Source organism: Blautia sp. AF19-13LB (genome assembly GCF_003479105.1).
Lineage (GTDB): Bacteria > Bacillota > Clostridia > Lachnospirales > Lachnospiraceae > Fusicatenibacter > Fusicatenibacter saccharivorans.
In genome coordinates this window covers 29,395-40,008 of the sequence record NZ_QUGO01000023.1, presented here as the reverse complement: position 1 = coordinate 40,008, position 10,614 = coordinate 29,395, and the positions used below count along the sequence as shown (strand labels likewise).

Genomic DNA, 10,614 nt, shown 5'->3' with positions numbered 1-10,614 from the left:
AGTCACCGGACGAGCCGATCTGCGCGGAGTAACCGGACGAGCCGATCTCCGCGTAGTAACCGGACGAGCCGATCTTCGCGTAGTCACCGGACGAGCCGATCTGCGCGGAGTAACCGGACGAGCCGATCTGCGCGTAGTTACCGGACAGATTCGTTCCATTCGTTTTTTCAAGTGTAAAATCAATGCACGCTTTCAAGAACCCTTTAAGTCCGAGTTTTGCGCCGACGTGAATTTTATTTGTTGCCCGCTTTTCTCCGTCATTCCATACCTGACCCAATGCTTCCACTTCCGCAAATTCAGACAAATTTCCGTTGCCATCCACGAGGTCGTAATGGTTCAGAACCTCCCACGGGTCCTCGTAGAAATGCATAACGCCTTTATAGCAGCATCCCTCACCGTACTCCTCATATGTCGTGTTTTCCTCGCACTGTTTCCCTCCGCAGGAAAAATCTTTCTCGAATCCCTTAAAACCTTTCATTCCCATTGCCTTTTCTCCTTTCATGTGCTATGATGATGTTGTCTTTTTATGGATGCCCTTCGTCTCTCCGGAGGGCATTTTTTACATTCTCAACCACATCTGGAACACTCTGTCTTTCTTCTTTTCCGCCTTTTCAGCTTCTGTTTTCTTTCTCTTCTCCTCCGCGTCAACCGCCAGAAAAGCAAGATACCCGAGAATCATCAGCGAAAAGCACCAGAAGAACCCGCCCCAATTGATATTGCTGATGGCCACGAGTGCCGTAACCCACAGAATCACTTCTGCTGCTACAATTTTTTTCTTCAATGCTTCGCCCTCCATTTCTCCAGCTCCACTGTGTCGAACACAAGCGGGCTGTTTCTCTTCATCGGGTTGATTTTCCTCACAACCCCCGCCGGTGCGTATTTCTCGGCGCGTTCGAGCACTGTTTCCCCCAACAGGGGATTCTGCATTTTCAGCAGTTCAGATTTCCGCATATACCGCGCCGGATACGATATCCGACTTTCTTCTTTTTCTTTGATCCGGACCTCTCGGCCCAGAAACATGAAAATCATTTTTTCTGCTTCTGCTTTCGTAATTTCTTCCATCCGGGGAACCTCCTTACTACATTACCAACACGGCCGCCACAACCGTTATCAGCGCCACGAAAGTTACCAGCCAAGCGCCGAACCAGAATTTTGCTTTCTTTCTGGCTTCCCGTATCACCTCAACCGCGAACTCTTCCGCCTGCTCCCATGTCGTTTTTTCCATGTTTCTCCTTAGCTCTGTAATTTCCACCGATTACGTTTCCTTTTTCATCCAGCCAATCCCACAGGTAGCGGCCTTTCCCTCGCAATTCCTTTGCATTTCCATCCGGCGTATTTCCCCGCTCCGCTTTTCCCTAGCGATTCAATGTCGTGCTTAGCCCCGCTCTTCCATCGCTGTGATAACTTTGTTGATGAAATATCTCTGCCCTTTCCCTGTTACTTTCGGGGTGCGGCTGATCCGAACATTTCCATTCGGCTGGGTGATCGTGGACTCTTTGATCTCCATAACCTCGAGATCCATGCTCTTCTGAGTCGGCATGTTGTAACTGGCTCCGTCCTTTCGGATCAGATAACCGTTTTCCCGCATCCACTGGAAGAGCCGCTTCTCTCCGATGTCAACCCCGTTCTGCTTAATCAGCTTTGCAAGATCGCCAATCAAGATTGACGTTTTGCTTGCGCTCACTGCGTCCGCGAAAATCTCCTTCGGTCGCATCCGCTCAATCGCCTTGTTCTGCTCCTCAATGGTTTTCTGCGCTTCGAGGACTGCCAGAGCCAGAAGTTCCTTTCCCTGCGGTGCTGTCTGCTGGTAGCCGCCGGTTTTCCGGATCGCCGGGAGAACCTCGGCTGTCACCCAGCGTTTGAATTGTTTTGCGCTCTCCAGCTTGCTACCGAAGATCAGCGCATACAGCCCGGACTCGTTGATGAATGTAAGCCCTCTGTTTGGGAAATCCTCTAATGTCGCGATTTGCGACTTTAGGAAAAGCCGTGCATCTTCTCTCGCTACGTGCTTTGCAATCGCATCCCGCGAGTTTCTGTAACCCAATGCGGTTGTGATGTCGGTAGCATTGAACCACGGTTCGCCGTCAATATTCACCGCCCGGATCGCTCCGAACTGGTCTGAGTAGAATCCTTTCAACTCGTTCATGCTTCCACCTTCTTTCTGTGGTCAAGAAAAAGCTATTTTGCTTACCGAGCAGCGCTTGCGATGCTCAATATATGTTTTTATATCTTTTTCTTATTCTTATTCTTATTCTAGGGGCGTTACTGTGACGCTACACCTCTGTTAGCGTAACGTTATGATAACGTTACTAAGCAAATTGCAATGACCCTGTTTGCGTTTTGCTATTTAATATTTCTCGTTCCAATGCCGGATGCGTCGGTAAAGTTCATCTGCCGCAGCGACTTTTTCAAGTTCTTCTTTGGTGATCGGCCGCGGCTCTCCGGCTTCCAGTTTTTCGATTTTCTTTTCCAGATCTGCGATTTTTCCGAACAGCTTTGCACTTGCATACTCTTCACTTTCCAGATCGTCCGCCAGATGTGGTAACGAAAGTAATGTTTTCAAGATTCCCATAGTCTTTACACCTTTCGTGTGTTATCCTCTTTACGAGGAGGTGAAATAATTGAATATTTCGAATGTTATCAATCTTGTATCAGTTGCTGTCAGTGTCACAAGCGCCATATTCGCGGCGCGTCAAACCAACGTTGCAAACCGAATTGCTCAAGAGCAACTTGACGAAACCAAAAAACCTAAACTCGGTATAGTCACTCAGCTCGAAAGCATTTCCCGTTCCATTCGTCACCTTGATGACACTGTAGAGAAGCTAAAAAAGATTGATGATCTGAACAACCAGTGATACGAGTGATGCAGCAAGCATAACCAGTGAGCCAATGTGCGCTCTTCTCGTACACTTAACGATTTTCTCCCATGCTTCGATACGACGCAGGTCGTCTTCGTCAAATTCGTACTCGTCGGATTCATCGAAGCATGGATCTTCTACATCTCTATTCACTTCTTTTCCGCTCCTTACGTTTTCTGTAACCGGGCTTTATCGGCTTCTTCTCTATCGCGAAGTGCCGAAAGATAGATGATAACCATGTTCTTACTGTCTTCTGGCAGTGACATGAAAATATCTGCAAATTTCTTGCACTCTTCTTTATCTTTTTCTGCTACCATGTACTCACCTCCTTTGTACTTTGTACATTCTCAATATAGCACTATGTACATACTTTGTCAATATGTTTTTTCGTACTTTGTACGATTTTTTCTATTGATATTTTGCTCATTCTGGTGTAAACTATCATTAGACAGGAGGTGAAAATGTTGCATGAAAGATTGAAAATGCTGCGTAAAGCCTTAAATATAGGTAGCCAGCAAAAATTCGCAAACGATCTTGGGATATCGTTTTCGAACGTCTCAAGTTATGAGATGGGAAGGCGAACCCCTTCTGATGCCGTCATTAAATTAATTTGTGAGAAATATAATGTGCGGGAAGAATGGCTCCGAGATGGAGAAGGTGAAATGTTTCGTGATGTTGATGTAGATTTCGGAACTATATGTGCTGAAATCGGAATTGAAGACTTGAAAGCCAAAGAAGCAATTATGAAATATTATCATCTGTCAAAAGAAGACAAGGAACTTTTTTGGAAGTTCATGGATCGTTTTTCGAAATAAAAGAAGCAGGGGTCAGTTCCCCTGCTTCTTATTTTCCGCGTATAATCTTTTTACAAAGCCATAAATCATATCAATGTACGCTGGATTGTAAATTTCGTCTACCATCCGTTTTATTTCTTTCTTTTTGTCTTCCGGTTGTTCATCTCTCATGATTATGTACCTCCCTGACAGTGCCAATCAAAATAGTGATACCACGATTATAGAATATTTGTTCGATAATATCAACCGTGCGCCACGTATCTGCCTATTTCGATATACAGAATCTCTAATTTTTCAACTTTTTTCTCCCCCCTTATTGATAGTTTTTAAAAATATGATAAAATTTTCTGTATAACATCTTTATACTTATATTACACCGGATACCGCACAAGATGTTGACGTAATTTCATGTGTGCTTGCTCTTTTGCTTGATAATTTTCGTCAGAATCTTGATACAAAGGGGGAATTTAAGGTGACTACAAAGAAAGAGATGTTAGACACGTTTGCGGAAAATCTGGAAAAAGAGCGCATAAAGCTCGGGTATACTCAATGTGATTTCGCGAAAAAGCTGGGGATTTCGGCATCTTCTTACCGGAACATCATTTCCCGCCGCGTGGACACGTTCAGTATCATGCTTGCGCCGAAACTCTATGAGCTGACAGGAAGATTCTTATACGAGATGTTCGGGCAACGCAGTATCGAGATTGAAGTGCTGAATAAATTCCGCAAATTAACAGATCGGCAGAAAGCCTACATAACCGCCAAAATAGAATTCGAGCTTGAGATGAAAGCCAAAGAAGAAGACCCTGCGAACATGTTGGATGTCCTGCTTCTGACAGGAAACATGGAAGATGGGATGGTTCTGGATTCCGCACATGAAGAGCATGTGTATTGCCCGGAATATATCAAGAAATACGGAGAGCGGCTGCACTGTGGCATCCGGATAACATCGAACCACTTACATCCCGTATATATCAAGGGCGACATCATCGGAATCTCGAAGCGGCCGCCCAGGGACGGTGATACATGCGTCCTGGTCAATAAAAAGAACGGGCGGGCGTACATCCGTAAATTTATCCAGTCGGAACCGTGCAGAATGGAGCCGATAAACGGGTATGGGGATATCATAACCATAGATCACAACAACCCGGACGAGATGAGGGAATGGGTTATATTTGGCGTGGTTATCACGGTTCTGCGCAGATAGGGGGAATCAATATGGCAGAGACAAAATATTGCAAACATTGCGGACAGGTTATTGACGCGGATTGTGTCGTGTGTCCGAAGTGTGGAAAGCAGGTTGAGGATCTTAAAACAGATCAGAAGAACGTTATTATTAATAACAACAACAGTAGCAGCGCATCCTCTTCTGCTTCTTCATCAGCAGCGGCAGCGGCGAGTGCAAGCCAAGGAGTATACGTCACAGGAAAACCAAAAAATAAATGGGTTGCTTTCTTCCTGTGCCTTTTTACTTTATGCGGACACAAATTCTACGAAGGAAAATTCGGAATGGGTATCCTGTACCTCTGTACCCTGGGGATTTTTGGAATCGGCTGGATTATCGACCTGTTTACGATTCTAGGAAAACCGAATCCGTATTATGTATAGATAATAAAAAATGGCCTAACAGACTGTGGCGCAATCTGTTAGGCCTTTCATAAGAGGTTACTCCCCGGAAGGAATAATCTAATGAACATGATTATGTTATCACACTTCCGGCGGCTTCGCAAGTGGAACGGGAAAATTTTCGATTTTTTTCGACTATTTTTTCCCGTCTGTTTGCGGCCGCTTTTTTGCACCCATTTTGCGCCGTCTCTGTGGCTTTTCCAGCCACTAAACGAAAGGAGCCTATAGATGGCAAAGGCGAAATATACAAAGCAAAAGAACGGGTATTTTCAAGCCCGTGTGTGGGATGGAAGTTATGTTGATGGAAAAAAGCACTACATCACGATCCGATCGAAGAAAAGCAGTAAGGATCTGGAAACAAAGGTGGCAGCCTACAACGACAAGATTAAGAACCTCGAAACCGTCCGAGACAAGAACATCCTGTTCCTGGACTACGCCGGGCGGTGGCTGACAGTCTACAAAGCCGAAGCGGCGAACAACACGAAGCGGATGTACCGGAACATCATCGAAAAGCATCTGCGGCAGATGGACGGCGTGCGGCTCTGCGATGTCCTGCCGATCCACTACCAGACAGTCCTTAACGACGCGGCCGGAAAGAAACGCATTCAGCAGCAGTTACAACTCACGTTCTCGCAGATCATGAAAGCTGCGGTGCATGACCGCCTGTATCCAGCCAACTTGCTCGAAGATCTCAAGGACGTGATGAAGCCAATCGACTACAAGGCAGATGAAAAGCGGCCACTGACCATAAACGAGAAAAAGGCGATGCAAGACGCTGAATTATCCCCATCTGATCGAATCTTTGTGGATATCTTGTACTGTACCGGATTAAGATGTGGAGAAGTGCTCGCCCTTACTCGGTTTGATATTGATTTTTCCGAAAAGATCATCAATGTGAACAAAGCAGTTGAATTTGATGATGCCGGAAAGCCGAGCATCAAAGAACCGAAATCGAAGAACGGATTCCGGCAGGTTCCAATTCCGCCGCAGCTCTATACGTCACTTGAAAGCTACGTGCGGTTTTGCATGAAAGGAACGCTTCTGTTTTCGATGCAGGGCGGCAAAATGGTGTCTAAATCCTCTTACCGCCGGAAGTGGGAAAGAATCACAAAGGAAATGAATAGAGTCGCCAAAAAGCCCGTCTGCGGACTCACAGCCCATATTTTCCGCCACAACTATTGTACATCGCTCTGCTACCAGATCCCGCGTATCTCGATCAAGAATATAGCGTCTCTCCTGGGGGATGACGAAGCAATGGTTTTGAGGATTTACAATCACATCATGCTGGAAAAAGAGGATACCGCCGGAGCGGTAGAAGCTGCTCTTTCCATGTGATACGAGGTGACACGAAAATGACACATTTACATTCCTCTACATTCCTCTACAATACCTTACTTTGATTTTCCGATAATTTCATTCCGACAACGTAAAAAGGCTGAAAACCCTAGTAAAATCAATGGTTTCCAGCCTTTTCAATTAGTGAAGCATCGGGGATTCGAACCCCGGACAACTTGATTAAAAGTCAAGTGCTCTACCGACTGAGCTAATGCTCCGTATACTTTTGCATCCAACTGGGCTAGCTGGATTCGAACCAGCGAATGCAGCAGTCAAAGTGCTGTGCCTTACCGCTTGGCGATAGCCCAATGTTTCGCCTTGCTGGCAGGGTGGATAAAGGGATTCGAACCCTTGGCCTCCAGAGCCACAATCTGGCGCGCTAACCAACTGCGCTATACCCACCATAATTACGACTTACAGTCTTTTTCACTATTTAATTTTAGTGAAGCGTGCTTGGAGGGATTCGAACCCCCGACCCACGGCTTAGAAGGCCGTTGCTCTATCCAACTGAGCTACAAGCACACAGCTTCTACAAATTTGTAGCAGCAAGCGGGTGATGGGAATCGAACCCACGTATCCAGCTTGGAAGGCTGGTGTTCTACCATTGAACTACACCCGCACGACATCGGGGTGACAGGATTCGAACCTGCGACCTCCTGGTCCCAAACCAGGCGCTCTAGCCAAGCTGAGCCACACCCCGTAAACAAGGTTTCCCGATTTGCGTTTAACCCTTTCGCGCTCGACGCAAGATTTATTATATTACATTGTTTTCGGTTTGTCAACACTTTTTTTCATTTTTTTCAAAATGTTTTTTGTGTTGTTTTGTTCTCACCGGACAACAAAGAGATCTTATCATATCTTTTCTCATCTGTCAACACCTAAATTGTATTTTTTTGACAAACTTTTTAAGAATTAGTCAGAACCTGCTCCGGTACTACCCTGTTTTCTTTGGAATAGTCATGTTAGTTGCGATAATTCATTCGATTTTGGGCTGTTCTCCGCCCTTTTTCGACCCGTTTTTTAATCCAGATACTTGATTTCCACCGAAAGCTCATGCTCTTCGTTGATCGTCAGCATGGCATAGCTTGGTTTTCTTCCCATCTGACGCGGATACGTGAGGCTGCCCGGATTGACAATCCAGAGATTTCCACGCTTTTCTGCGACCGGCCGGTGCGTATGGCCGAACAGTACGATATCCACACCCCTGGAAAGCGCCTCCGCATAGATTCCCTCCAGGCCGAGCGATACGCCGTAGTTATGACCGTGTGTGATAAAGGCACGGTAATCATCAATGTTCACCTGAATCTCCGCCGGGAGGTTTGAAAACCAGTCGTTATTTCCCATGACCATATAGCACGGGCCGTTTACCTTGGATTTGATCAGGTCATCCATCCCTTCCACGTCACCGCAGTGGATCATGCCGTCGAACTCCTCACGTTCCATGGCCTCCTCGAGGTTATACATCCGTCCATGGGTATCGCTCACTATCAGAAATTTCATACTCATTCTCTTCCCTCTTCTTATTTCAAATATGATGCAATCTGTTCTTTCATCGCCGCCAGTGCTTTTCCTCTGTGGCTGACTGCGTTTTTCTCTTCCGGAGAAAGTTCTGCGGTCGTGCGGCTCATATCCGGCAGATAGAAAATCGGGTCATAGCCAAAACCGTTCTCCCCGCGTTCCTCGTAACCGATTTTTCCCTCGATCGTTCCTTTGGTGGTACAGACTGTTCCATCCGGGAAGGCGGCTGCAATCACACAGACGAATCGTGCCGTTCTTTTTTCCACCGGCACGCCCTCCAGGCGGTCAACGAGGCTCTGATTTTTGATGCGGTAGGACGTATCCTCTCCCATATATCTTGCCGAATAGACACCAGGCTCGCCGTTTAAGGCATCCACTTCCAGACCGGAGTCATCCGCCAGCACGATCATGTCGCCGTCTGTGCATCCGGCAACGGTCTGTGCTTTGATTTTTGCATTCTCCTCAAAGGTTTTGCCGTTCTCATCGATCTCGACCGAAATGCCGGCTTCTTTCATCGAATAAATTTCCACCGGCAGATCCGCAAGGATTTCACGGATTTCTTTCATTTTGCCGGCATTTCCTGTTGCAAATACAATTTTTTTCATAACCGTTTTCCTTCTTTCACGCTGAAATAACTTGCGATCATTATACCGTATGTGTGACGCAAACACAAGAACCCTGTCACAAAAAAAGACCCCCGTTTTATCCGGGAGCCTTTTTTTGTAATCACACATTATTTTGCTTTTTTCTGATTTGCCAGAGTCTTGAATCCATCGAAAGCCAGGATCAGCGCCAGGATGACAAGCAGGCCTGCCAGCACGATACGTGCTACGCACCAGCCGATGCCAACGCCTGCGCCAAGGCCCTTGAAGTTTGCGATCAGGGTCTGTACAAGGGATGTGATGGTTACGATCAGCATGAATACCATCGGGAACAGGAACATTTTGTTGTTTTTGCCGACTTTTCCGAGCCAGGTGGCAACAGCAAGAAGTCCGATGGCTGCCAGCAGCTGGTTGGATGCACCGAACAGCGGCCAGATTTTGGAATAACCGGTCAGGCCAAGGCCGATGCCGAGTACTACGGTGATAACGGTTGATACAACCGGATTGGTCAGAACGGCTTTGTAGCCGGTTGCCTCTTTGTAAGTCTGTCCCGGCTCAAGCCAGAACTCCTGGAACATGTATCTTGCCAGACGGGTTGCGGTATCCAGAGAAGTCAGGCAGAATACCGATACAGTCAGAACCAGCAGAGAGTACAGTACGTGGGTCGATCCGCCAAGTCCCGGAATGGTTGCTACCATCTCGGAGATACCGGTTGCAAATACAGCGGTCGGAACAACGGTGGTTCCGTCTGCGTATCTGGACCAGATGTAGCCGACTGCACACAGAGATACAATCGCAAGCGCACACTCAATCAGCATACCGCCGTATGCGATCGGGCGGGCATTTTTCTCATTGTCAAGCTGTTTCGATGTAGTTCCTGAACCAACGAGTGAATGGAATCCGGAAATTGCTCCGCAGGCGATGGTTACGAACAGGGCCGGGAACATAAATCCAAGAGAACTTCCGGTCGGAGCCAGCGTATCTTTGAATCCGGTGAATGCCGGGATATCCAGGGATGCATGGCCCATCAGAGCACTTCCGATGACACCGACAGCGGCTACGATCATCATGAAGTACAGAAGGAAGGAGCTTAAGTAGTCACGCGGCTGAAGCAGAATCCAGACCGGTGCAACAGAAGCTACGGTGATATAGATACCAACGATTACCATCCATACTGTCTCGGAGAGATAGATCGGATGGAAGTTTAATCCAACAACAACGCAGACAACAATGGCTGCAACGCCTGCGATGGTGGAAACGCCAAGAGATACATTTCTTCTGTATACCATGAAACCGAACACAACGGCAAGTACGATAAACAGAATGGAAATCATAGCGGTTGTTGCATTTGCAGAACTTGCTGCCACATCGACAGCGCCGCTCTCGGTATAGGCTGCCTTGAAGGTATTGGCAACGATGGAACCGAAGGCTGCAACAACAAGAATCAGGGTCAGGTAAGCGAAAACGATAAAGAGTTTTTTCGCTTTACTTCCCATGGTGTCTGCGATAACCTCGCCGATGGACTGTCCTTTGTGGCGCAGGGATGCAAACAGTGCGCCGTAATCATGAACGCCTCCAAAGAAGATACCGCCGATGAGTACCCATAAAAGAACCGGAACCCATCCAAAGACAGCGGCCTGAATCGGTCCGTTGATCGGGCCTGCGCCTGCGATGGATGAGAAGTGATGTCCCATTAAGACAGGAGCTTTGGCAGGAACGTAGTCCACACCGTCCTCCTCGGTGAATGCAGGGGTTTTCCGTTTCGGATCAACGCCCCACTGCCCGGCAAGCCATTTTCCGTAGAATACGTATCCGGCGATCAGAATGCCGATTCCGACAACCAGTACAAGAATACTATTCATTTGTTTTTTCCTCCCTCTT

Annotated in this window: 17 protein-coding genes and 6 tRNA genes; 5 read left to right on the top strand and 18 right to left on the bottom strand. The window is 47.1% G+C overall.

Features of this window, described 5'->3' with window-relative positions; all coding sequences use genetic code 11:
• The 6 genes from DWX32_RS17110 to DWX32_RS17090 form a co-directional block, all read right to left on the bottom strand.
• Positions 1–484: DUF7666 domain-containing protein (locus tag DWX32_RS17110; protein WP_330421841.1), on the bottom strand; the 484-nt coding region annotated here is incomplete at its 3' end.
• A 75-nt stretch (positions 485–559) separates the two neighbouring features.
• Entirely contained in the window at positions 560–781 is a 222-nt protein-coding gene (locus DWX32_RS17105; RefSeq protein ID WP_118660708.1) for a hypothetical protein, read from the bottom strand.
• Positions 778–1,062, bottom strand: a complete 285-nt coding sequence (locus tag DWX32_RS17100) for a hypothetical protein (RefSeq protein WP_118660706.1) — start codon at positions 1,060–1,062, stop codon at positions 778–780. The genes DWX32_RS17105 and DWX32_RS17100 overlap by 4 nt, the downstream gene beginning before the upstream one ends.
• 16 nt (positions 1,063–1,078) lie before the next feature.
• Entirely contained in the window at positions 1,079–1,225 is a 147-nt protein-coding gene (locus tag DWX32_RS19735) for a hypothetical protein (RefSeq protein ID WP_158579611.1), read from the bottom strand.
• A gap of 150 nt (positions 1,226–1,375) precedes the next feature.
• Entirely contained in the window at positions 1,376–2,146 is a 771-nt protein-coding gene (locus DWX32_RS17095; RefSeq protein WP_118660704.1) for a phage antirepressor, read from the bottom strand.
• A gap of 201 nt (positions 2,147–2,347) precedes the next feature.
• Complete coding sequence (locus tag DWX32_RS17090; RefSeq protein WP_118660702.1) at positions 2,348–2,572, bottom strand: hypothetical protein; 225 nt, start codon at positions 2,570–2,572, stop codon at positions 2,348–2,350.
• Positions 2,573–2,621: 49 nt separating this feature from the next.
• Here DWX32_RS17090 and DWX32_RS17085 point away from each other — a divergent pair, with 49 nt between their 5' ends.
• Positions 2,622–2,855 carry a hypothetical protein gene (locus DWX32_RS17085; protein ID WP_118660700.1) on the top strand — a complete coding sequence of 78 codons (234 nt, stop codon included), beginning with the start codon at positions 2,622–2,624 and terminating at the stop codon, positions 2,853–2,855.
• Here the strand turns inward: DWX32_RS17085 and DWX32_RS19450 are convergent.
• Complete coding sequence (locus DWX32_RS19450; protein WP_147398505.1) at positions 2,823–3,011, bottom strand: hypothetical protein; 189 nt, start codon at positions 3,009–3,011, stop codon at positions 2,823–2,825. The two genes, DWX32_RS17085 and DWX32_RS19450, sit on opposite strands and share 33 nt — an antisense overlap.
• Positions 3,012–3,025: 14 nt before the next feature.
• The gene (locus tag DWX32_RS19730) at positions 3,026–3,175 is read right to left on the bottom strand and encodes a hypothetical protein (protein WP_158579610.1); all 150 of its coding nucleotides are present in this window, start codon (positions 3,173–3,175) and stop codon (positions 3,026–3,028) included.
• Positions 3,176–3,319: 144 nt separating this feature from the next.
• Here DWX32_RS19730 and DWX32_RS17080 point away from each other — a divergent pair, with 144 nt between their 5' ends.
• Positions 3,320–3,673 (top strand): helix-turn-helix domain-containing protein, encoded by a 354-nt coding sequence (locus DWX32_RS17080; RefSeq protein ID WP_118660698.1) that lies wholly within the window; start codon positions 3,320–3,322, stop codon positions 3,671–3,673.
• A gap of 12 nt (positions 3,674–3,685) precedes the next feature.
• Here the strand turns inward: DWX32_RS17080 and DWX32_RS19725 are convergent, their stop codons facing one another.
• The gene (locus DWX32_RS19725; RefSeq protein WP_158579609.1) at positions 3,686–3,823 is read right to left on the bottom strand and encodes a hypothetical protein; all 138 of its coding nucleotides are present in this window, start codon (positions 3,821–3,823) and stop codon (positions 3,686–3,688) included.
• Positions 3,824–4,124: 301 nt separating this feature from the next.
• Between DWX32_RS19725 and DWX32_RS17075 the strand changes: the two genes are divergently transcribed.
• The 3 genes from DWX32_RS17075 to DWX32_RS17065 all read left to right on the top strand — a co-directional run bounded on the left by DWX32_RS17075 (position 4,125) and on the right by DWX32_RS17065 (position 6,613).
• Entirely contained in the window at positions 4,125–4,859 is a 735-nt protein-coding gene (locus DWX32_RS17075; protein WP_243037620.1) for a helix-turn-helix domain-containing protein, read from the top strand.
• 11 nt (positions 4,860–4,870) lie between these two features.
• Positions 4,871–5,260 (top strand): TM2 domain-containing protein, encoded by a 390-nt coding sequence (locus tag DWX32_RS17070; protein ID WP_118660696.1) that lies wholly within the window; start codon positions 4,871–4,873, stop codon positions 5,258–5,260.
• A gap of 246 nt (positions 5,261–5,506) precedes the next feature.
• A complete protein-coding gene (locus DWX32_RS17065; RefSeq protein WP_118660694.1) occupies positions 5,507–6,613 on the top strand; it encodes a tyrosine-type recombinase/integrase in 1,107 nt (368 codons plus the stop codon).
• Positions 6,614–6,758: 145 nt separating this feature from the next.
• Here the strand turns inward: DWX32_RS17065 and DWX32_RS17060 are convergent.
• The 9 genes from DWX32_RS17060 to DWX32_RS17020 form a co-directional block, all read right to left on the bottom strand.
• Positions 6,759–6,831, bottom strand: a tRNA-Lys gene (locus tag DWX32_RS17060).
• 18 nt (positions 6,832–6,849) lie between these two features.
• Positions 6,850–6,921 (bottom strand) — tRNA-Gln (locus DWX32_RS17055).
• Positions 6,922–6,941: 20 nt separating this feature from the next.
• A tRNA-His gene (locus DWX32_RS17050) sits at positions 6,942–7,015 on the bottom strand.
• Between the two features lie 46 nt (positions 7,016–7,061).
• Positions 7,062–7,135, bottom strand: a tRNA-Arg gene (locus tag DWX32_RS17045).
• 26 nt (positions 7,136–7,161) lie between these two features.
• A tRNA-Gly gene (locus DWX32_RS17040) sits at positions 7,162–7,232 on the bottom strand.
• Positions 7,233–7,238: 6 nt separating this feature from the next.
• Positions 7,239–7,313: transfer RNA gene (locus tag DWX32_RS17035), tRNA-Pro, on the bottom strand.
• Positions 7,314–7,633: 320 nt separating this feature from the next.
• On the bottom strand, positions 7,634–8,119 hold the full coding sequence (locus DWX32_RS17030; RefSeq protein ID WP_022462627.1) for a metallophosphoesterase family protein: 486 nt from the start codon (positions 8,117–8,119) through the stop codon (positions 7,634–7,636).
• Between the two features lie 14 nt (positions 8,120–8,133).
• On the bottom strand, positions 8,134–8,736 hold the full coding sequence (locus DWX32_RS17025; RefSeq protein ID WP_117760504.1) for an XTP/dITP diphosphatase: 603 nt from the start codon (positions 8,734–8,736) through the stop codon (positions 8,134–8,136).
• Between the two features lie 128 nt (positions 8,737–8,864).
• Positions 8,865–10,595, bottom strand: a complete 1,731-nt coding sequence (locus tag DWX32_RS17020; protein ID WP_118660692.1) for a carbon starvation CstA family protein — start codon at positions 10,593–10,595, stop codon at positions 8,865–8,867.
• Positions 10,596–10,614: the final 19 nt, after the last annotated feature.